Origin of the sequence: Streptomyces sp. NPDC051582, from assembly GCF_040681715.1 — a bacterium.
Classification (GTDB): domain Bacteria; phylum Actinomycetota; class Actinomycetes; order Streptomycetales; family Streptomycetaceae; genus Streptomyces.
Genome location: NZ_JBFAZJ010000029.1, coordinates 86,719 through 107,028, shown reverse-complemented (window position 1 = coordinate 107,028; position 20,310 = coordinate 86,719). Strand labels below are relative to the sequence as shown.

The 20,310-nt window shown below is 72.7% G+C and carries 16 protein-coding genes, 1 rRNA gene and 1 pseudogene; 10 read left to right on the top strand and 8 right to left on the bottom strand.

Annotation, left to right across the window (positions count from 1 at the left end; translation table 11 throughout):
- Positions 1–87 (top strand): 5S ribosomal RNA (gene rrf, locus AB0M92_RS30745); the annotation flags it as partial.
- 219 nt (positions 88–306) lie between these two features.
- Here rrf and AB0M92_RS30740 read toward each other — a convergent pair.
- The 5 genes from AB0M92_RS30740 to AB0M92_RS30720 are packed head-to-tail and all read right to left on the bottom strand — an operon-like array spanning position 307 to position 5,782.
- A complete protein-coding gene (locus AB0M92_RS30740) occupies positions 307–1,617 on the bottom strand; it encodes a DUF58 domain-containing protein (RefSeq protein ID WP_366105573.1) in 1,311 nt (436 codons plus the stop codon).
- Positions 1,617–2,579 (bottom strand): MoxR family ATPase, encoded by a 963-nt coding sequence (locus AB0M92_RS30735; protein ID WP_366105572.1) that lies wholly within the window; start codon positions 2,577–2,579, stop codon positions 1,617–1,619. Before AB0M92_RS30735 ends, AB0M92_RS30740 begins: the two co-directional genes overlap by 1 nt.
- Positions 2,576–3,802 (bottom strand): DUF4350 domain-containing protein, encoded by a 1,227-nt coding sequence (locus AB0M92_RS30730; RefSeq protein WP_366105571.1) that lies wholly within the window; start codon positions 3,800–3,802, stop codon positions 2,576–2,578. Before AB0M92_RS30730 ends, AB0M92_RS30735 begins: the two co-directional genes overlap by 4 nt.
- Positions 3,799–4,476 carry a DUF4129 domain-containing protein gene (locus tag AB0M92_RS30725; protein WP_366105581.1) on the bottom strand — a complete coding sequence of 226 codons (678 nt, stop codon included), beginning with the start codon at positions 4,474–4,476 and terminating at the stop codon, positions 3,799–3,801. The genes AB0M92_RS30730 and AB0M92_RS30725 overlap by 4 nt, the downstream gene beginning before the upstream one ends.
- 10 nt (positions 4,477–4,486) lie before the next feature.
- Complete coding sequence (locus AB0M92_RS30720; protein ID WP_366105569.1) at positions 4,487–5,782, bottom strand: hypothetical protein; 1,296 nt, start codon at positions 5,780–5,782, stop codon at positions 4,487–4,489.
- A gap of 234 nt (positions 5,783–6,016) precedes the next feature.
- Here AB0M92_RS30720 and mtrA point away from each other — a divergent pair, with 234 nt between their 5' ends.
- From mtrA to AB0M92_RS30690, 6 genes and pseudogenes are all read left to right on the top strand, one after another.
- The gene (gene mtrA / locus AB0M92_RS30715; RefSeq protein ID WP_189973359.1) at positions 6,017–6,706 is read left to right on the top strand and encodes a two-component system response regulator MtrA; all 690 of its coding nucleotides are present in this window, start codon (positions 6,017–6,019) and stop codon (positions 6,704–6,706) included.
- A gap of 70 nt (positions 6,707–6,776) precedes the next feature.
- Positions 6,777–8,738, top strand: coding sequence for an MtrAB system histidine kinase MtrB (gene mtrB / locus AB0M92_RS30710; RefSeq protein ID WP_366105568.1), 1,962 nt, complete (start codon positions 6,777–6,779; stop codon positions 8,736–8,738).
- On the top strand, positions 8,728–10,581 hold the full coding sequence (locus tag AB0M92_RS30705; protein ID WP_366105567.1) for an LpqB family beta-propeller domain-containing protein: 1,854 nt from the start codon (positions 8,728–8,730) through the stop codon (positions 10,579–10,581). The genes mtrB and AB0M92_RS30705 overlap by 11 nt, the downstream gene beginning before the upstream one ends.
- A 75-nt stretch (positions 10,582–10,656) precedes the next feature.
- Complete coding sequence (locus AB0M92_RS30700; protein ID WP_366105566.1) at positions 10,657–11,403, top strand: ComF family protein; 747 nt, start codon at positions 10,657–10,659, stop codon at positions 11,401–11,403.
- A gap of 262 nt (positions 11,404–11,665) precedes the next feature.
- Positions 11,666–12,361 (top strand): ribosome-associated translation inhibitor RaiA, encoded by a 696-nt coding sequence (raiA, locus tag AB0M92_RS30695; protein ID WP_366105580.1) that lies wholly within the window; start codon positions 11,666–11,668, stop codon positions 12,359–12,361.
- 241 nt (positions 12,362–12,602) lie between these two features.
- A pseudogene (locus AB0M92_RS30690) lies at positions 12,603–13,262 on the top strand (response regulator transcription factor); the annotation flags it as partial.
- Between the two features lie 72 nt (positions 13,263–13,334).
- Here AB0M92_RS30690 and AB0M92_RS30685 read toward each other — a convergent pair.
- On the bottom strand, positions 13,335–14,531 hold the full coding sequence (locus AB0M92_RS30685; protein ID WP_366105565.1) for a crosslink repair DNA glycosylase YcaQ family protein: 1,197 nt from the start codon (positions 14,529–14,531) through the stop codon (positions 13,335–13,337).
- 9 nt (positions 14,532–14,540) lie between these two features.
- Positions 14,541–15,122: a GNAT family N-acetyltransferase gene (locus AB0M92_RS30680; protein WP_366105564.1), complete on the bottom strand. Its 582-nt coding sequence runs from the start codon at positions 15,120–15,122 to the stop codon at positions 14,541–14,543.
- Positions 15,123–15,364: 242 nt separating this feature from the next.
- Between AB0M92_RS30680 and secA the strand changes: the two genes are divergently transcribed.
- Positions 15,365–18,157 carry a preprotein translocase subunit SecA gene (gene secA, locus AB0M92_RS30675; RefSeq protein ID WP_366105563.1) on the top strand — a complete coding sequence of 931 codons (2,793 nt, stop codon included), beginning with the start codon at positions 15,365–15,367 and terminating at the stop codon, positions 18,155–18,157.
- Between the two features lie 107 nt (positions 18,158–18,264).
- Here the strand turns inward: secA and AB0M92_RS30670 are convergent, their stop codons facing one another.
- Positions 18,265–18,654 (bottom strand): Rv3235 family protein, encoded by a 390-nt coding sequence (locus AB0M92_RS30670; RefSeq protein WP_366105562.1) that lies wholly within the window; start codon positions 18,652–18,654, stop codon positions 18,265–18,267.
- Between the two features lie 301 nt (positions 18,655–18,955).
- On the opposite strand from AB0M92_RS30670, the gene AB0M92_RS30665 reads away from it, so the two are divergent.
- Positions 18,956–19,456 (top strand): hypothetical protein, encoded by a 501-nt coding sequence (locus AB0M92_RS30665; RefSeq protein WP_366105561.1) that lies wholly within the window; start codon positions 18,956–18,958, stop codon positions 19,454–19,456.
- On the top strand, positions 19,453–20,148 hold the full coding sequence (locus AB0M92_RS30660) for an HAD family hydrolase (protein WP_366105560.1): 696 nt from the start codon (positions 19,453–19,455) through the stop codon (positions 20,146–20,148). The genes AB0M92_RS30665 and AB0M92_RS30660 overlap by 4 nt, the downstream gene beginning before the upstream one ends.
- The last annotated feature ends 162 nt before the right edge of the window (positions 20,149–20,310 follow it).

The window sequence follows — 20,310 nt, the reverse complement described above, 5'->3', positions numbered from 1 at the left end:
GTTTACATTCCGAACCCGGAAGCTAAGCCTTTCAGCGCCGATGGTACTGCAGGGGGGACCCTGTGGGAGAGTAGGACGCCGCCGAACAATCATTGCGAAAGCCCCGTACCGGGTATCCGGTACGGGGCTTTTTGCGTTTACGGGCCCCTACCAGTTTGTACGGGACACGGCTTCCACCACCATCAGGACATCGCGGGAGTCGACGACCTTCGCAGTGTCGTCCGTGTCCTCTTCCCCTCGGGGGTGAAGTCGGCCATGCGGTCCTCCTGATGGGTGCCCGACCAGCGTATCCAGTCGGGGCACCCGCTAGAGGCGTCCCGCGGCCTTCAGGGAGAGGTAGGCGTCGGCCAGTGCCGGGGCCAGGGTGTCCGGGGTGGCGTCCACGACGTGGACTCCGTGGCGGGACAGCTGCTCCGCCGTGCGGCGGCGGGTGGTCCGGGACTGGGTGCCGGCCGCGGCTTCGTAGACCGCGTCGAGGGTGCCGCGGGAGCGGGTCATCTCCTCGACCCGGGGGTCCGCCACCGAGGCCATCAGGACCGTGTGGCGCTGCGTGAGGAGGGGGAGGAGCGGGAGCAGGCCTTCCTCCACCGGGGCGGCGTCCAGGCTCGTCAGGAGGACCACCAGGGACCGGCGCGGGGCGTTGCGGAGGACGGTGGAGACCAGTGTGCGGGCGTCGGTCTCGACGAGTTCCGGCTCCAGCGTGGCCATGGCGTTGACGAAGGCCGGGAGGATGTCACCGGCCGAGCGGCCCTGGACCTGGGCGCGGGTGCGGCGGTCGTGGGCCAGCAGGTCGACGCGGTCGCCGGCGCGGGAGGCGAGGGCGGCCAGCAGCAGGGCCGCGTCCATGGCCGAGTCCAGGCGGGGGGCGTCGCCGACGCGGCCCGCCGAGGTGCGGCCGGTGTCGAGGCAGATCAGGATGTGCCGGTCGCGTTCGGGGCGCCAGGTGCGGACGGCGACCCTGTGCCGGCGGGCGGTGGCCCGCCAGTCGATGGAGCGGGTGTCGTCGCCGGGGACGTAGTCGCGGAGGCTGTCGAACTCGGTGCCCTCGCCGCGCGTCAGGACGCTGGTACGGCCGTCCAGTTCGCGCAGCCGGGCCAGGCGCGAGGGGAGGTGCTTGCGGCTGGTGAAGGGCGGCAGGACGCGGACCGTCCAGGGGACGGTGTGGGTGCCCTGGCGGGCGAGCAGGCCGAGCGGCCCGTACGAGCGGATCGTGACGCGGTCGGCCCGGCGGTCCCCGCGGCGGGTGGGGAGCAGCCGGGTGGTGATGCGGCGGCGTTCCCCGGCCGGGATCACGAGGGTGTGGCGGGAGGCCTCGGTCTCGGTGCCCGAGGGCCAGCTGCTGGGGGGCCAGGCGTCGCGGACGCGGGCGCGCAGCGGGCGGGTGCCCGGGTTGGTGACGGTGAGGTGGACCTCGGCGGGTTCGCCGAGGCGGACGGAGGTGTCGCCCGAGCGGGTGAGGGTGAGCCGGCGGACCGGGGCGGCGAGGGCGTAGTCGAGGGCGCAGGCCAGGCCGAGGGCGCCGTTGACGGCGAGCATCCCCGTCCAGCTGGGTTCGAGGATGCCGACGGGAAGACTGCCGAGGGCCGCCAGCAGGGCGGCGCGTCCGGTGAGGGCCATCAGCGCGGGACGGGGACGTGGGACAGGATCGCGGTGACGACGGCGTCGGCCGTCACGCCCTCCATCTCGGCTTCCGGGCGCAGTTGGACGCGGTGGCGCAGTGTCGGCAGGGCGAGGGCCTTGACGTCGTCGGGGGTGACGTAGTCGCGGCCGGTGAGCCAGGCCCAGGCGCGGGCGGTGGCCAGCAGGGCGGTCGCGCCGCGCGGGGAGACGCCGAGGGTGAGGGAGGGCGATTCGCGGGTGGCGCGGCAGACGTCGACGACGTAGCCGGCGATCTCCGGTGAGACGGACACCTTGGCGACGGCCTCGCGGGCGGCTTCGAGTTCGGCCGCGCCGGCGACGGGGCGCACGCCCGCGGCCGCCAGGTCGCGGGGGTTGAAGCCGGCGGCGTGCCGGGTCAGTACGCCGATCTCGTCCTCGCGGGAGGGGAGGGGTACGGAGAGCTTGAGGAGGAAGCGGTCGAGCTGGGCCTCGGGGAGGGGGTAGGTGCCCTCGTACTCGACGGGGTTCATGGTGGCGGCGACGAGGAACGGCTCGGGCAGCCGTCGCGGGACGCCGTCGACGGTGACCTGGCGCTCCTCCATGGCTTCGAGGAGGGAGGACTGGGTCTTGGGCGGGGTCCGGTTGATCTCGTCCGCGAGGAGGAGGTTGGTGAAGACCGGGCCGTTCTGGAAGGAGAACTCGGCGGTGCGGGCGTCGTAGACGAGCGAGCCGGTGACGTCGCTGGGCATCAGGTCCGGGGTGAACTGGACGCGCTTGGTGTCGAGTTCGAGGGAGGCGGCGAGGGCCCGCACGAGGAGGGTCTTGGCGACGCCGGGTACGCCTTCGAGGAGGACGTGGCCGCGGCACAGGAGGGCGACGACGAGACCGGTGACGGCCGAGTCCTGGCCGACGACGGCCTTTCCGATCTCGGTGCGGATCGCTTCCAGGGAGGAGCGGGCGCTGTCCGTGGTGGCCGTCATGAGGTGCGGACCTCTCTTTCGAGGGCGTCGAGGTGGTCGGCGAGCGCGACGAGCGCCGCGTCGGTGGTGGGCGTGGTGCCGAAGAGGAGGCCGGACAGGTCCGGCTGTCGCTCCGTCAGGCGGGCGGACACGGCCGGGAGCAGGGCCGCCGGGTCGTGGGCCCGGGCGGGCGGTACGCCGAGCAGGGCGGCCAGGCGTTCGCGGGTGGCGGCGCGCAGCACGGTGGCGGCGCGGTCGCGGGCTCCGGTCTTGCGGTAGAGGCGGGCGCGGCCCTCGGTGGTCTCGGAGGCGCGGATGGCGACGGGCAGCTTCTCGGTGACCAGGGGGCCGAGCCGACGGGCGCGCCACAGGGCGGCGAGGGCGGCGGCGAGGAAGAGCTGGAGGAGGGCCCAGCTCCAGCCGTGGGGGAGGAGGTCGAGGAAGCCCTGCTCCTGGGCGGGGCCCTCCTCCTGGACCTCGGCGGGGGAGGGCAGGTACCAGACGAGGTCGGGTCGGGAGCCGAGGAGTTGGAGGGCGAGGGAGGCGTTGCCCTCGGAGGCGAGCTTCTTGTTGAGGAGGATCGTCTCGGAGCCGAGGAGGACGGTGTCGCCGCCGGTGGTGCCGGAGGGGAGGACCAGGAGGGTGGGGTGGCCGCCGCTGGGGTAGCAGGCGGTGCCGGTGGCTCCGTCGGTGGTGTAGCGGTGGTCGCCGCCGGTGGCGGCGCGGCCGGCGGAGACGGCGGCGGGCAGGGTGCAGCCGGGGTCGAGGTTCTGGTCGAAGGCGGTGCCCTTGGTGCGGGCGGCGGGGGCCAGGTCGGGGAGGCTGAGGCTGCCGGGGGCGAGGAGGACGGTGCGGCCGCCGGAGAGGTCGATGGCGGAGCGGATGGCGCGGAGCCGGCTCTCGTCGAGCCGGTCGGGGTCGGTGACCAGCAGGGTGGTGCCGGGGCCGGCCGCGGCGGCGGCCTCGCGGGCGGTGGTGACGACGCGGGTGGTGACGCCGCGGGCCTGGAGCAGCTCGGCGACGGCCCGGCTGCCGTCGGGGTCGGCGGAGCGGGGGTCGAGCCGGCCGTGCCGGCTGCCGGAGGTGAGGGCGGCGAGCGTGACGGCGGCGAGGATCAGGACGCCGAGGCAGATCAGGAAGCCGCGGCTGCGCCGCCACACGGTGCGGGGGGTGGCGGCGGGGGTCGTCGTCCGGGCGTCCGCGCCGGTGGTGGGGGTGCCGGTGGCCGGGTGCGGGGGCGTCATGAGGGGGTGCCCGTCAGGAGGGGCTTCGCGTGGGTCAGGGCGAGGTCCAGGCTCCGCAGGTGGGCGTAGGTCTCGGCGTGGGCGGGGCGGCCGCCGTAGGTGACCTCGTCGAAGGCGCGGGCCGCCGTGCGGAGGGCTTCGGCCTGGTCGGGGAGGGAGGCGGCGGCTTCGGCGGCGGCCTCGTCGGCGGTGCGGCCGGGGCGCGGGTCGAGCACGGTGCGCTCCTCCAGGGAGCGGACGACGGCCCGCATGCGCTCCTGGACGGCTTCGGTCCAGCGGCCGGCGCCGGCGTGGGCCTCGGCGGCGGCGCGGTGGTCGGCGGCGCTGCGCAGCCCGTCGCCGAACAGGGCGGCCGCGCCGGCGGCGGCCCGGCGGGGGGAGCCGAGCCGCCACCACAGGGCGGCGGCGGCCAGGGCGACGAGGAGGGCGATGGCGAGCAGGCCCAGGGTGCCGCCGGGGGTGGCGCCCGAGGCGTGGTCGAAGAGGTTGCCGACCCACTCCCAGAAGCGGTCCAGGGCGCGCTGGAGCAGCCCCGGGTCGTCCTGGTGGTACATCGGCTTCGACAGTTCGTGTTCCGCCGCCTCACGGGCGGGGCCGCGCGGTGTCGTCACCGGCGGTTGCTCCGCGGCCGGCAGGAGCGCCGCGGAGCGCGTGATGAGACCCCCCGTACTCATCATCGGCGCATCAGCCCCCGGTCGGCGGCGCGGCCGGGTCCGGGCCGTAGTTCTCCAGGCCCGCCGCCCTGGCGAGCTCCAGGTCGAGGGCCTCGCGGCGGATGCGCTGGTCGACGTAGAGCAGGACGGTGACGCCCGACTGGATCGGCATGGTGATGGTCTGCGCGATGACGGCGCCGACCGCCGAGAGGATGAGCGCGGCCCAGCCGGTCGCGGCGGTGCCGTCCTCCAGGCCGGCGACTCCGCCGTCGGCGAGGCCGATCGCGAGCCCGACGGCGGTCAGCGGCCAGACGATGATGGCCGAGACGAAGGCGGTGATGAGCCCGGTCAGGGCGGTGATGCCGAAGATGCGCCACCAGGAGCCCTGGACGAGCCGCGAGGAGCGGCGCAGCGAGGTGGGGACGCTGCTCTTCTCCAGCATCAGCGCGGGCGAGGCCAGGCTGAACTTGATTCCGAGCCAGAGCAGGAGCGGGAGGGCGACGAAGCCGCCGAGGAGGCCGACGCCGACGCTGCCCATGGCGATGCCGGGCGCGATCAGGACGCCGACGAGGAGGGCGCCGCCGAGGCCCAGCAGGAGGGTCAGCCCGAGCAGGCGGAGCAGCTGGGGGCGGGCCTCGCGCCAGGCGGTGCCGATGCTGGAGCCGTGGCCGAGCACGGCGCGGCTGAAGATCATCGTGAGCATGGCGGTGGCCACGATGGTGCCGATGAGCTGGATGAACCCGTTCGCGACGAGGGCGAGCATGCTGCCGCCGAGGGTGTCGACGAGTTCGCGCAGGCTCGGCTGTGCGTCGTTGGTGACGGGGAGGTCGGCGAGCGTGTACTTCTGCACGAGCACGGTGATGACCTGCACGACCGTGGCCACGACGAGGGTGATCGGCAGGACCGAGCGCCAGTGGCTGCGCATGGTGGCGACGGCGCCGTCGAGGATCTCGCCGAGGTCCAGGGGGCGCAGCGGGATCACGCCGGGCTTGGCGGCGGGGGGCTTGCCCCACTGGCCGGGGCCGCCGGCGGGTCCGTACGTGCCGTGCCGGCCCTGGCCGCCCTGGGGGCCCGCGTACGAACCCCAGCCCGCGCCCGGCTGCGGCTGCTGGTGCGGCGGCTGCGGGGGCTGCGGTGCCTGGGGGGTGCCGGGGCTCGACCACTCGCCGGGCGGCGGCTGCTCGGCGGACCACTTCGGCCCGCCGGCGGGCGGCTGCTGTGCGGGCGGCCGTGCGCCCTCGGTGCCGTCCTGGCCGTCGGGTGCGCCCGGCCGATCGCCGTCGGACGGGGAGGGTCCGGGCACGGCCCAGCCCGGAGAGTCGTTCATCGTCGCTCCTTCACGTGCACCTACGGGGCGGGGGCGCTGGTCGGCTGCCATCGTGCCACGTGGGAACGTTGGGCGGACCGGCCGTCCCCCCGGATCTCCGGCAACCCGCGCCTTCAATTGTCGCCCGGATCCGGGGCAGACTGGTCGCCCTGATCTCCACGCAGGTCCGAGGGGCGATTTCCAGCCCTTTTGGCTGTGGGACAGCTCACCGCCAGGTAACGATTAGCTAATGGGATGATGTCAAGCATGAAGGGACGAGTCCTTGTCGTCGACGACGACACCGCGCTGGCCGAGATGCTCGGCATTGTGCTGCGTGGAGAAGGTTTTGAGCCGTCGTTCGTAGCGGACGGCGACAAGGCACTGGCTGCCTTCCGCGAGGCGAAGCCGGATCTCGTGCTGCTCGACCTCATGCTGCCCGGACGGGACGGCATAGAGGTCTGCAGGCTGATCCGGGCCGAATCAGGCGTGCCGATCGTCATGCTCACCGCGAAGAGCGACACGGTGGACGTGGTCGTGGGCCTGGAGTCCGGGGCCGACGACTACATCGTCAAGCCGTTCAAGCCGAAGGAGCTGGTGGCCCGCATCCGGGCCCGCCTGCGCCGGTCGGAGGAGCCCGCGCCCGAGCAGCTGGCCATCGGTGACCTGGTCATCGACGTGGCCGGGCACTCGGTCAAGCGCGACGGCGCCTCGATCGCCCTGACCCCGCTTGAGTTCGACCTGCTGGTCGCGCTCGCGCGCAAGCCCTGGCAGGTGTTCACCCGCGAGGTGCTGCTGGAGCAGGTCTGGGGCTACCGGCACGCGGCGGACACCCGCCTGGTCAACGTGCATGTGCAGCGGCTGCGCTCCAAGGTCGAGAAGGACCCGGAGCGCCCCGAGATCGTCGTGACGGTGCGCGGTGTCGGCTACAAGGCCGGACCGAGCTGACGTGCCGCCCGGCAAGCCCCGCAGCGGCTCCCGCCGAGGAGTCCTGAGGGGAGGCCGGCAGCTCCGTCAGATGGCCGACGGAGCGCCCGGCGGCCCGGTGCTGCGGTTGTTCGTACGCCTCGTACGACGACCGCTGCTTCCGGCTGTCCGGCTGTGGCGGCGCAACATCCAGCTGCGCGTGGTGGCCGCGACGCTGCTGATGTCGCTGGCCGTGGTCCTCGCGCTCGGTTTCGTGGTGATCGCCCAGGTCAGCAAGGGGCTCCTCGACGCCAAGGAGGAGGCCGCGCAGAGCCAGGCCGCGGGCGGGTTCGCCGTCGCGCAGGAGAAGGCCAACACGCCCTCCGCGGTGGACGGGCCCGACGCCACCGACAACAAGGTCGGCCGGGACGCCAGTACCTGGATGAACTCGCTGGTCAAGCAGCTCGCCAGTGGCGGCCAGACCGCGTTCGAGGTGGTCGCCCTCGGCGCCGGCCCCGACGCGGGCGGGCAGCCGAGCGGGCCGTTCGTCTCGGGCGTCAAGGGCGCCCGCGCCTCCGGGAACGTCGACCCGACCGCGAGCGTCCCCGCGGCGCTGCGCCGGGACGTCAACCACGCGACCGGCACCTTCAAGACGTTCTCGCAGATCCGGTACACCGCCGGGTCCGGGGACAAGGCGCCCGAGCCCGCGCTGGTCGTGGGCAAGCGGCTCACCGACATCAACGGGGATCCGTACGACCTGTACTACCTCTTCCCGCTCACGCAGGAGGAGGAGTCCCTCAACCTCATCAAGGTCACCATCGCCACCGCGGGCGTGTTCGTGGTCGTGCTGCTCGGCGCGATCGCCTGGCTCGTCGTACGGCAGGTCGTGACGCCCGTGCGGATGGCCGCCGGGATCGCCGAGCGGCTTTCGGCCGGGCGGCTCCAGGAGCGGATGAAGGTCACCGGCGAGGACGACATCGCCCGTCTGGGCGAAGCCTTCAACAAGATGGCGCAGAACCTCCAGCTCAAGATCCAGCAGCTGGAGGACCTGTCGCGGATGCAGCGCCGGTTCGTCTCCGACGTCTCGCACGAGCTGCGCACGCCGCTGACGACCGTGCGGATGGCCGCCGACGTCATCCACGACGCCCGGGTCGACTTCGACCCGATCACCGCCCGCTCCGCCGAACTGCTCGCCGGCCAGCTCGACCGCTTCGAGTCGCTGCTCGCGGACCTGCTGGAGATCAGCAGGTTCGACGCGGGGGCCGCGGCCCTGGAGGCGGAACCGATCGACCTGCGGGACGTCGTACGCCGGGTCATCGACGGCGCCGAGCCGCTCGCCGAGCACAAGGGCACCCGGATCCGGGTGCTGGGCGACACCCAGCCCGTCATAGCGGAGGCAGATTCCCGGCGCGTGGAGCGGGTGCTGCGCAATCTCGTCGTCAACGCGGTGGAGCACGGCGAGGGCCGTGACGTGGTGGTCCGCCTGGCTTCGGCGGGCGGGGCCGTCGCCGTGGCCGTACGGGACTACGGGGTCGGGCTCAAGCCCGGCGAGGCCACCCGCGTCTTCAACCGGTTCTGGCGGGCCGACCCGGCCCGGGCGCGGACGACGGGCGGTACGGGCCTGGGCCTGTCCATCGCCGTCGAGGACGCCCGGCTGCACGGCGGCTGGCTCCAGGCGTGGGGCGAGCCGGGCGGCGGTTCGCAGTTCCGGCTGACCCTGCCGCGGACCGCCGACGAGCCGCTGCGCGGGTCGCCGATCCCGCTGGAGCCGGAGGACTCGCGGTCCAACCGGGCCCGGGCCGCTGCCGAGGCGGCCGGCGCGAAGAAGTCCCCGCGGGCGCAGCAGGGCCCGGGCCGCGGCGACCGGTCGCCGATACCGCCGAGGTCGGCGATGGCCGGCGCGCTGCCGGTGCCCGCGGACCCGACGGCCCTGCCGGGCAGCGGGGCGCGCGTCGTGGCCCGCCCGGCCGACCCCGACCAGGGGGCGGACCAGGGGGCGGACCAGGGGGCGGCCGAGCGCTCCGCCGCCGAGCAGTCAGCAGCAGCACAGGAGGATGGCGCAGGTGGACGCTGAGCCCGCACGGGTGCGCAGGAACGGCCGACGCCGGTGGCGGACGGTGCGGGCGTACGCCTTCGGCGCGGCCGGGCTGCTGCTGGCGGGCTGTGCCTCCATGCCCGACCACGGCGAGATCCGCGAGGTGAAGGCCTCGCAGGGCGTGGACTCGCAGGTCCGGGTGTTCGGGGTGCCGCCGTCCGACAAGGCCGGTCCCGCCGACATAGTCGACGGCTTCCTGGAGGCCATGACCAGCGACGACCCGCAGCTCCAGACGGCTCGCAAGTACCTGACGGAGGAGGCGGCCAAGAGCTGGAAGCCCGGTTCCGCCGTCACGGTGCTCTCCGCGGGCATCGACCGGTTCTCCGTGGGCAACGAGAAGGACGCCCCGGGCCCCCGCTGGAAGATGACCGGCAAGAAGCTGGCGACGGTGGACGAGCGCAGCGCGTACCAGCCGGAGCCCGCGGGCGGGCGCTACGAGGAGTACCTGCAGCTGGTCCAGGAGAACAAGCAGTGGCGGATCGCGACGCCGCCGAGCGGCCTCGTGCTCAGCGAGTCGGACTTCCAGCGCATCTACATGCCGGTCAACAAGTACTACTTCGCGGGCGGCGGCCTCGTCGCCGATCCCGTGTACGTGCGCCAGCGCAGCGATCCCGACTCGCGGATGGACCCGACCACGCAGACGGTGCAGTCACTGCTGGCCGGCCCGTCCAAGTGGCTGGGCCCCGTGGTCACTTCGAGCTTCCCGACCGGAACCGAACTGCGCGAGGGCACCAAGTCCCTGGCGTTCGACGGGCAGAACGTGCTGAAGGTGCCGCTCAACGACAAGGTCGACAACGTCGCGCAGCCGCAGTGCGAGAAGATGGCCGCGCAACTCATGTACACCGTGCAGGACCTGACGTCCTCGCGGATGTCGCGGGTCGACCTGCTGCGCTCGGACCGGTCCTCGCTGTGCTCGGTGACCGACGCGACCGCGGCGACGATCGCCCACCGGCCGGGTGCCCCGGAGTACCAGTACTACGTCGACAGCGAGAGCCGGTTCGTCCGGATGAAGCTCGACGTCACCAGTGAGGACCAGCAGTACCGGCCCGAGCAGGTGCCGGGGCCGCTCTCCCCGAGTGCCGGGAACCCCGGGTTCAAGGTGGGCTCCGCGGCCGTCTCGTACGACGAGAAGCGCGCGGCGGTGGTGTCCGAGGACGGGCACGGGCTGTACGTGGTGAACCTGACGACGGCCGGGCCCATGCCCGCGCCGGTGCTGAACGGCAAGGGCGCCAAGCCGAACGGGCTGGGCGCGCCCAGCTGGGACGCGGCGGGCGACCTGTGGGTCGCGGACCAGGATCCGCAGAGTCCGGCGCTGTACCGGGTGCCGGGCGGGACCGGGGCCCCGCAGAAGATCGATGTGGCCGGTCTCGACGGCGGGCGGATCACCGCGCTGAAGGCGTCGCCGGACGGGGTGCGGATCGCGCTGCTCGTGCAGTCGGGGAACGGCAAGAACCTGTTCATCGGGCGGATCGAGCGGCCCGAGGGCAAGGGCGACGCGGCGCCGGTGTCGGTGCGCGAGCTGCGCCCGGCGGCCCCGCAGATGGCGAGCGTGACGGCGCTGAGCTGGGCGCCGCGCGGCCGGCTGCTGGTGGTGGGCCGGGAGAACGGCGGGGTCGTGCAGGCCCGGTACATGCTGGCCGACGGTTCGATGGTCGCGGCGAGCCTGCCCGGGGCGACGGGGCTGGACGCGGTCGCGGCGACGGAGGACGAGAAGAAGCCGGTGGTCGCGCACTCGGACGAGGACGGGATCGTGTGGCTGCCGCCGGGGGCGCAGTGGCGCACGGTGGCGCCGGGCGGCCGGGCTCCGGTCTACCCGGGCTGACCTGCCTTTTCGCCTTCCGTCCCCCGTTGTCCACAGGGGTGGCGCGGTGGGTGGGCGGCCCGGCACAGTGGGCGGATGCGGGGGTGGTGGCAGGAGCTCGCCGGGCTGGTCCTGCCGGCCGCCTGCGGCGGCTGCGGGGTCGCCCGGGTGCTGTTGTGCGCCGGCTGCGCGCAGGCGCTGAGCGGGGCCGCGGCGGGCCGTGTGGGCCCGTCTCCGCGCCCCGCGGGGCTGCCCGCGGTGTATGCGGCCGCCGCGTACGAGGGGGCCGTACGGGAGGTCGTACTGGCGCACAAGGAGCGCGGCGCGCTGCCGCTGGCCGGACCGCTCGGCGCCGCCCTGGCCGCGGCTGTGCGCGGGGCCGTCGGCGCGGGCGGCGTGGCGGCGGGGGCGGAGCTGCTCCTGGTACCCGTGCCCTCGGCGCGACGGCAGGTGCGGGCGCGCGGGCACGATCCGGCGCGCAGGATCGCCCTGGCGGCCGCGGGGCGGCTGCGGCGGGCCGGTTTTCGCGCGCGGGTGGCGTGCGTACTGCGTCAGGTCCGGCCGGTGGCCGATCAGGCGGGCCTGGGGGCCCGGGAGCGGCGGGAGAACCTCGCGGGGGCGCTGGGGCTGCGCCACGGGGGCGCGGTGCGGTTTCCGGTCGACGCACGGATCGTGCTGGTGGACGACCTGATCACCACCGGGGCCACGCTCGCGGAGGCGGCCCGGGCGCTGCGGGCGGCGTCGATCGGGCCGGTGGCGGGGGCCGCCGTGGTTGCCGCTCCGGCGGGATCCTTCGTACGAAATCGGTCGACAACCCGTACAGAGCAACGCTCTTGTGAATAGATTTGGAACTGTTGGGGAAGGCGCATCGTTGCAGGTAGTAAGAGAGAACAGCCACCTGAACGGAGGTACGGTCCGGTAGCGGGTGCCGACAACCGGCATGGAGGGATATGTTCGGTTGTAAGGAACTGGCGAGTCCTGGCCACACGCACCGGATCGGGAGGTGAATGTCGCCAAGTCCGTGGCTCCGGTGTTCACCGGGGCCTGGTGCGAAAGGGAGACGCTTCGCCCCGTGGGGTGGAGCTATCCGGGAACGGAGTTCTGCGTGGACATCGTCGTCAAGGGCCGCAAGACCGAGGTGCCCGAGCGGTTCCGCAAGCACGTGGCCGAGAAGCTGAATCCCGAGCGGATCCAGAAGCTCGACGCCAAGGTGATCAGCTTGGACGTCGAGGTGTCCAAGGAGCACAACCCGCGCCAGGCCGACCGTTCCGACCGCGTGGAGATCACCCTGCGTTCGAGGGGCCCCGTGGTCCGTGCCGAAGCCGCCGCCACCGACCCGTACGCGGCGCTCGACCTGGCACAGGAGAAGCTGGAAGCGCAGCTGCGCAAGCAGCACGACAAGCGCTACACGCGCCGTGGCAACGGCCGGCTCTCGGCGGCCGAGGTCGCCGACGTGGTTCCCGGCGTGGCCCGGCTCAACGGCAACGGCCAGCCGGTCACGGAGGAGCCGGGGGACGCGATCCCGACCACCCGGATCGGATCGCTGGAAGTGCAGGGCGAAGGCCCGCTCATCGTCCGCGAGAAGACGCACTCGGCGGCGCCCATGCCGCTCGACCAGGCGCTGTACGAAATGGAACTGGTCGGCCACGACTTCTACCTGTTCGTCGACTCCGACACCAAGATGCCGAGCGTCGTCTACCGGCGCCACGGCTATGACTACGGCGTGATCCACCTCAATGCCGACGAGGCCTCCAGCTCGGCCGAGCCCGGTGCCGGCGCGGGTGGAGCGCTCGGCGGCTGAGGCCGCGTCCTGATTTTCGGTGAAAAGCCCCCGGGGATGCCGCAGCGTCCCCGGGGGCCTCTGTATGACTCGTATACGCCAGGTGGCCGTCGCGGGCTCCCCTCCGGGTGGCGCGGGCATGGAATCATGGCGGGCAGTCAACCTGCCGGGGTTCCCGTCCGGTTGACCCGGCAGCTCGGTACATGCAGGGGGAGGAACGATGGCGGACAGCTTCGGGCCGGTGCGCGGTGATGACGGCGGCGAGCCGATCCGGGTGCTCGTCGTCGACGACCACGCCCTGTTCCGGCGCGGGCTGGAGATCGTCCTCGCGCAGGAGGAGGACATCCAGGTCGTCGGTGAGGCGGGGGACGGCGCGGAGGCGGTGGACAAGGCGGCGGACCTGCTGCCGGACATCGTGCTCATGGACGTGCGGATGCCGCGCCGCGGCGGAATCGAGGCGTGCACCTCGATCAAGGAGGTGGCCCCTTCCGCGAAGATCATCATGCTGACGATCAGCGACGAGGAGGCGGACCTCTACGACGCGATCAAGGCGGGGGCCACCGGGTACCTCCTGAAGGAGATCTCGACCGACGAGGTGGCGACGGCGATCCGCGCGGTGGCCGACGGGCAGTCGCAGATCAGCCCGTCGATGGCCTCGAAGCTCCTGACCGAGTTCAAGTCGATGATCCAGCGGACGGACGAGCGGCGGCTGGTGCCGGCGCCGCGGCTGACGGACCGCGAGCTGGAAGTGCTCAAGCTGGTGGCGACCGGGATGAACAACCGCGACATCGCGAAGCAGTTGTTCATCTCCGAGAACACCGTGAAGAACCACGTCCGCAACATCCTGGAGAAGCTCCAGCTGCACTCCAGGATGGAGGCCGTGGTCTACGCGATGCGGGAGAAGATCCTCGAAATCCGCTGAGGTCCGCCTTCCGGCTGCCTCCTGCGCGCTCGCGGCTCCGCGCTCGCGGCTCCGCGCTCCCGGCCTCCGGGGTCAGAGGTCCGCCAGCTCCGCCGTGACCGCGGCCGCCTCCTGCGCGGATCCCGCGCGCTCGACGCGGACGGCGTCGCAGCCGACCCACCCGGCCGCCTCGCGCAGCGCCGCGGCCATGGGGCGGGCCGCCTTGGGGGTGGTCAGGGACAGCTGGCGGGCCACCAGCGTGCGGCCCTCGCGGGCCGGGTCGACCCGGCCCTGCAGCCGCCCGCCCGCCAGCAGCGGCATCGCGAAGTACCCGTGAATCCGCTTGGTCTTGGGGACGTACGCCTCCAGCCGGTGCGTGAAGCCGAAGATCCGCTCCGTGCGCGGCCGGTCCCAGACGAGGGAGTCGAACGGGGAGAGCAGGGTGGTGCGGTGGCGGCCGCGCGGCGCCGTCGCCAGCGCGGCGGGGTCGGCCCAGGCCGGCTTGGACCAGCCCTCGACCTCGACGGGGACCAGCCCCGAATCGGCGATCACCGCGTCGACCTGCTCGCCCTTGAGGCGGTGATAGTCCGCGATGTCGGCGCGGGTGCCCACGCCCAGGCTCTGTCCGGCCAGCGTCACCAGGCGGCGCAGGCACTCGCGGTCGTTCAGGTCGTCGTGGAGCAGCGCGTCCGGGACGGCCCGCTCGGGCAGGTCGTAGACCCGCTTCCAGCCGCGGCGCTCGGTGCAGACCACCTCGCCGGTGTCCAGCAGCCACTCCACCGCGATCTTGGTCTCGGACCATTCGAACCACTCGCCGCCGTTCTTGGCGCCGCCCAGTTCGGTGGAGGTCAGCGGCCCGTCGGCCCTGAGGCGGTCCAGGACCGCCTGCGTCGAGCGCTCCTTGTCCTGCAGGACGTGCCAGCGGTGGCCGCGGGCCCGGCGGGCGCGGCGCCGGAACGCGAAGTGCGGCCACTCCTCGATCGGCAGGATGCAGGCCGCGTGCGACCAGTACTCGAAGGCGTGGCCGCCCGACCAGTACGCCGACTCCACCGCGGGCCGGCCCACCGCGCCGAGGCGCGCGTACGGGATCAGCTCGTGCGAGCGGGCCAGTACGGAGATGGTGTCCAGCTGGACGGCGCCCAGGTGCCGCAGCACGCCCCGCACCCTCCCCCCGGCTCCGCCGGGGGTACCGCCGCCCCGGCGGTCCGGCGCCCCGAGGAAGCCCTGCGCGCGCAGGGCGATCCGGCGCGCGTCGTCGGCGGACAGGGACACGGAGGCTGCGAGCGTCATGGGCCGAGCCTAGGCCCGGCCACTGACAGCGGGCAGGTACGGCAGTGAGGGGGACAGGCCCAGGTCCGCGGGGAGCAGGGCGCCGATCCAGGAGTCCCGTGCGGTGCCGCCCCGCAGCACCGCGGCCCGCAGGACGCCCTCGAAGCGGAAGCCGGTCTTCTCCGCGACGGCCCGGGAGCCCGTGTTGCCGACCTCCGCGCGCCATTCCAGCCGTACGGCGCCCACTTCGGTGAAGGCCCAGCGGGAGACGGCGGCGACGGCCTCGGCCATGTAGCCGCGGCCCCGGTGCTCCTTGGCCGCCCAGTACCCGATCTCGTACGAGCCCTGCCCGCGCCCGTGCACGCCGACGGCCGCCACCAGAGGTCCGTCCTCCCCGAGGCGCACCGCGAAGCTGTACGCCGTGTCCTCGCGCCAGCCGGCGGGGACGGTCTCCAGGACGAAGCCGCGGGCGTGCTCGCGCGAGTAGGGGGAGGGGACCATCGTCCAGCGCTGGATCTCCGGGTCCTGCACCGCGGTGTACACCTCCTCCTCGTCGGCCGGGACGAAGGGGCGCAAATGCAGTCGGGCCGTGTTCAGTGTCGTGGGCTCCATGTACGGATTCTGCGCGGCCGGGGCGGGTCGGGCGAGCAGTTTTCGGGCAAGACGTGTCGGGGACACCGGCACCTTCCGGGTACCTCGTACGTTCTCCTTCAGGGCACCCGTGCCCTGCGGGATACGGCGGGCCTCCCGGCGCGGCCGCGTCCTCGCTTACGATGGCCGTTGCGGTGGGGCCCACCCTCCGTGCCCGTGTACGAACCAGTGCCCAGGCCCGACCGGCAAGGAGACAAACCTCGGTGTCCGTCTTCAACAAGCTCATGCGTGCAGGCGAAGGCAAGATCCTGCGCAAACTGCACCGCATCGCGGACCAGGTCAACTCCATCGAAGAGGACTTCGTCAACCTCTCCGACGCCGAGTTGCGGGCGCTCACGGACGAGTACAAGCAGCGCTACCAGGACGGCGAGAGCCTGGACGACCTGCTGCCCGAGGCGTTCGCGACCGTCCGCGAGGCCGCCAAGCGCGTCCTCGGCCAGCGGCACTACGACGTCCAGATCATGGGCGGTGCCGCGCTGCACCTCGGCTACGTGGCCGAGATGAAGACCGGTGAGGGCAAGACCCTCGTCGGCACGCTCCCCGCATACCTGAACGCGCTGTCCGGCAAGGGCGTCCACCTGATCACGGTGAACGACTACCTGGCCGAGCGCGACTCCGAGATGATGGGCCGGGTGCACAAGTTCCTCGGTCTTGAGGTCGGCTGCATCCTGGCGAACATGTCCCCGGCCCAGCGCCGGGAGCAGTACGGCAGCGACATCACGTACGGCACGAACAACGAGTTCGGCTTCGACTACCTGCGCGACAACATGGCCTGGTCGCAGGACGAGCTCGTCCAGCGCGGCCACAACTTCGCCGTGGTCGACGAGGTCGACTCGATCCTGGTCGACGAGGCCCGCACCCCGCTGATCATCTCCGGCCCGGCCGACCAGGCCACGAAGTGGTACGCGGACTTCGCGAAGCTGGTGACCCGCCTGAAGAAGGGCGAGCCCGGCGAGCCGCTCAAGGGCATCGAGGAGACCGGCGACTACGAGGTCGACGAGAAGAAGCGCACCGTCGCCATCCACGAGGCCGGCGTCGCCAAGGTCGAGGACTGGCTCGGCATCGAGAACCTCTACGAGTCGGTGAACACCCCGCTCGTCGGCTACCTGAACAACGCCATCAAGGCGAAGGAACTGTTCAAGAAGGACAAGGACTACGTCGTCATCGACGGCGAAGTCATGATCGTCGACGAGCACACCGGCCGCATCCTCGCCGGCCGCCGCTACAACGAGGGCATGCACCAGGCGATCGAGGCGAAGGAAGGGGTGGACATCAAGGACGAGAACCAGACCCTCGCCACGATCACCCTTCAGAACTTCTTCCGCCTCTACTCGAAGCTGTCGGGCATGACCGGTACGGCCATGACCGAGGCCGCCGAGTTCCACCAGATCTACAAGCTCGGTGTCGTCCCGATCCCGACCAACCGCGACATGGTCCGCAAGGACCAGCCGGACCTGATCTACCGGACCGAGGTCGCGAAGTTCGCCGCCGTCGTCGACGACATCGCGGAGAAGCACGAGAAGGGCCAGCCGATCCTCGTCGGCACCACCTCGGTCGAGAAGTCCGAGTACCTCTCGCAGCAGCTCTCCAAGCGGGGCATCCCGCACGAGGTGCTCAACGCGAAGCAGCACGAGCGCGAGGCCTCGATCGTCGCCCAGGCCGGCCGCCGCGGCGCCGTCACGGTCGCCACGAACATGGCCGGCCGCGGTACCGACATCAAGCTCGGCGGCAACCCGGACGACCTGGCCGAGGCCGAGCTGCGCCAGCAGGGCCTGGACCCGGAAGAGCACATCGAGCAGTGGGCGCACGCGCTGCCCTCCGCGCTGGAGCGCGCCGAGGCGGCCGTGAAGGCCGAGTTCGAAGAGGTCAAGTCGCTCGGCGGGCTGTACGTGCTGGGCACCGAGCGCCACGAGTCGCGCCGCATCGACAACCAGCTGCGCGGCCGCTCCGGCCGTCAGGGCGACCCGGGCGAGTCCCGGTTCTACCTGTCGCTGGGCGACGACCTGATGCGCCTGTTCAAGGCGCAGATGGTCGAGCGCGTCATGTCGATGGCGAACGTGCCGGACGACGTGCCGATCGAGAACAAGATGGTGACGCGCGCGATCGCGTCCGCCCAGTCGCAGGTCGAGACCCAGAACTTCGAGACGCGCAAGAACGTCCTGAAGTACGACGAGGTCCTCAACAGCCAGCGCGAGGTCATCTACGGCGAGCGCCGCCGCGTCCTGGAGGGCGAGGACCTGCACGAGCAGGTGCGCTTCTTCATGGACGACACGATCGACGCGTACATCGCGGCCGAGACGGTCGAGGGCTTCGCCGAGGAGTGGGACCTGGACCGGCTGTGGGGCGCCTTCAAGCAGCTCTACCCGATCAAGGTCACGGTCGCCGAGCTGGAGGACGCGGCGGGCGACCGCGCGGGCATCACCGCCGAGTTCATCGCGGAGTCCGTCAAGGACGACATCCACGAGCAGTACGAGGCGCGCGAGAAGACGCTCGGCTCCGACATCATGCGCGAGCTGGAGCGGCGCGTGGTCCTGTCGGTGCTGGACCGCAAGTGGCGCGAGCACCTGTACGAGATGGACTACCTGCAAGAGGGCATCGGCCTGCGGGCGATGGCCCAGAAGGACCCGCTGGTCGAGTACCAGCGCGAGGGCTTCGACATGTTCAACGCCATGATGGAGGGCATCAAGGAGGAGTCCGTCGGCTACCTGTTCAACCTGGAGGTCCAGGTCGAGCAGCAGGTCGAGGAGCTTCCGGTGCAGGACGCGGCGCCTTCGCTGACCAAGGAGCCGGCGGGCGTGCGCCCGGAGATCCGGGCCAAGGGCCTGGACGCCCCGCAGCGTCCGGACCGGCTGCACTTCTCCGCCCCGAGCGTGGACGGGGAGGGCGGTGTCGTCGAGGGCGACTTCGACGCCGATGAGGAGGCGGGCGACGGCATGACGCGCGCCGAGCGCCGCAAGGCCCAGAAGGCCGCGGGCGGCCGCCGCCGCAAGAAGTGACCCCTGCCCGTACGGGCATCCCCGCCGGGCCGGACACCCTCCGTGGTGTCCGGCCCGGCGGTTTTCCGCGGCCACCGGAGCGGCCACCGGAACGGTCACGGGAGCGGTCACGGGAGAGGGCTCATTTCGATGGCCGCGCAGCGCCAGCGGAGGTCGGGGCCCTGTTCCAGGCGGAAGGCCATCGCCGAGACGCGGTCGCCCGTCGTGATGCGGGCGAAGGCCTCGATGACGCCCGGGCCGGGGTGGAAGCGGCCGCACTGGCGCAGGACCGGGCGCAGGCGGTCGCGCAGGGGGCCCGCGGGGGCCAGGGTGACCAGCTGGTCGTAGGCCTGGCCGATGGTGTGGCCCAGCAGCGAGTGGACCGGCCGCTGGCCGCTGACCACCGCCAGCAGCCGCTCGGCGAACCAGTCGTGCGGGCCGCGCGGGGCGCGGGGGCCGTGGGGGCGGCGCTGGTCGTGGCGGCCGGGGGGCCGGGCGGTGTTCCTGGTCCTGGTCATGGCGGTCGTCCCCGAGAAGTCCGGGCCCGGTGCGGTACCGGGCGGTAACTTGGTAGGGGACTTCTACGGTCCGCGGATACCGTCCGCAACCATGTCGCGGCGCCGGGCCGCCCGGCGGCCCCTTCACCTATCCGGGTGGGTGGCCGTGTGGGCCCCGGCCGCTCCGGCGCCGCGCGGCGGCGTGCCGTGGACGCGATCCCGGCCGCCGGCGGCGCTTCGATGGGGGACCGCAGCCGTCACCCGGCGCAGTCCCGTCAAGTCGTATCCTGAGGGCGTTTCCGACTACCGAAAGCAGCCGGCCATGCGCGTGTACGTCCCCCTGACCCTCCCCGGGCTCGCCGAGGCGCACAAGGCGGGTGAGCTGGGCCCCGCCCCGCTGCGGGCGTACGCCGTCACCCCCGGGCTGCGCGAGTGGTACGTGTCGGACGACATCGAGGAGCTGGAGTACGCGGCCCTCGGGCGGGCCGCCGCCGCCTCCCTGCGCCTGCTCGCCGGGGACGACGGGGCCCCGCGCAAGCGCGTGGTCGTCGCCCTCGACGTGGACGACAAGGCCGCCGCCGCGACTGCCGGGGTCGACGAGGCCGCCCTGGGCCAGGTGACCCTGGCGGGGGCCGTACGGCTCTCCGTGGCCGCCGCCGTGCACGTGGACGCCGACGACGCCCTGGGCGACGTGACGGCCGCCGCGGCTGCCCTGGAGGCCGCCGACGCCGGGGACGACGAGGCGCGGTTCACCGTGGACGGCGCCGAGGACCACGAACTGCTGTGGTTCGGCGTGCAGGAGATCCCGGGGCTGCTGAAGTGAGCGCTCCTCTCACCCCGGGCGTCACCGCAGTCGCTTCCGTCCACATAGTCTGGGACTGGAACGGCACCCTCCTGCACGACATCGACGCCGTCATCACCGCCACCAACGCCTCCTTCGCCGAGTTCGGCTTCGCGCCGATCACGCTGGAGCGCTACCGCGAGCTGTACGTCGTACCGGTGCCGAAGTTCTACGAGCGGCTGATGGGCCGGCTGCCCACCGAAGCCGAGTGGGAGGTCATGGACGCGACCTTCCACCGCCACTACTGGGCCGCGGCCGACAGCGCCGGGCTCACCGAGGGGGCCCGCGAGCTCCTGCGCGACTGGCAGGCGGGCGGGAGCACGCAGTCCTTGCTCTCCCTCGCGCCCCACGAGAAACTCGTACCCCTCGTGCAGGCCCACGGCATCGACCGCCACTTCCTGCGCGTCGACGGTCGGATCGGCCCCTCGCACACCAGCAAGGCAGGGCACCTCGTACGCCATATGGCGGCCCTGGAGCAGACGGGTGTCTCCGCCACCCGTACGGTCCTGGTGGGCGACGCGGTCGACGATGCCCTGGCGGCACGGCACATCGGTGCGAAAGCCGTCCTCTACACGGGTGGTTCGCACAGCCGACGCAGTCTGGAATCGGCGGGGGTCGAGGTCGTCGACACCCTGGCAGAGGCCGTATCCGCTGCTCGCCGCCTGGCCGAATAAGTACGCCCTGAATATGCCCCCGTCACTGCGCACATCGTCAAAGTTCGAGACCTGCTTTTGTACAGATCCAGCGCGTGACGGACAGGGGGTCCGGCGAGATAGCCTGGTACCCGTGATCAGCGCGATAGTCATCGGAGGCGCCGCAGCCTCCGGCCTGCGCCC

Bases quoted from the DNA above. Each gene is read 5' to 3' on its own strand.
- AB0M92_RS30740 (WP_366105573.1), bottom strand. From the start codon at position 1,617: ATGGCCCTCACCGGACGCGCCGCCCTGCTGGCGGCCCTCGGCAGTCTT.
- AB0M92_RS30735 (WP_366105572.1), bottom strand. From the start codon at position 2,579: ATGACGGCCACCACGGACAGCGCCCGCTCCTCCCTGGAAGCGATCCGC.
- AB0M92_RS30730 (WP_366105571.1), bottom strand. From the start codon at position 3,802: ATGACGCCCCCGCACCCGGCCACCGGCACCCCCACCACCGGCGCGGAC.
- AB0M92_RS30725 (WP_366105581.1), bottom strand. From the start codon at position 4,476: ATGAGTACGGGGGGTCTCATCACGCGCTCCGCGGCGCTCCTGCCGGCC.
- AB0M92_RS30720 (WP_366105569.1), bottom strand. From the start codon at position 5,782: ATGAACGACTCTCCGGGCTGGGCCGTGCCCGGACCCTCCCCGTCCGAC.
- mtrA (WP_189973359.1), top strand. From the start codon at position 6,017: ATGATGTCAAGCATGAAGGGACGAGTCCTTGTCGTCGACGACGACACC.
- mtrB (WP_366105568.1), top strand. From the start codon at position 6,777: ATGGCCGACGGAGCGCCCGGCGGCCCGGTGCTGCGGTTGTTCGTACGC.
- AB0M92_RS30700 (WP_366105566.1), top strand. From the start codon at position 10,657: ATGCGGGGGTGGTGGCAGGAGCTCGCCGGGCTGGTCCTGCCGGCCGCC.
- AB0M92_RS30685 (WP_366105565.1), bottom strand. From the start codon at position 14,531: ATGACGCTCGCAGCCTCCGTGTCCCTGTCCGCCGACGACGCGCGCCGG.
- AB0M92_RS30680 (WP_366105564.1), bottom strand. From the start codon at position 15,122: ATGGAGCCCACGACACTGAACACGGCCCGACTGCATTTGCGCCCCTTC.
- AB0M92_RS30670 (WP_366105562.1), bottom strand. From the start codon at position 18,654: ATGACCAGGACCAGGAACACCGCCCGGCCCCCCGGCCGCCACGACCAG.
- AB0M92_RS30665 (WP_366105561.1), top strand. From the start codon at position 18,956: ATGCGCGTGTACGTCCCCCTGACCCTCCCCGGGCTCGCCGAGGCGCAC.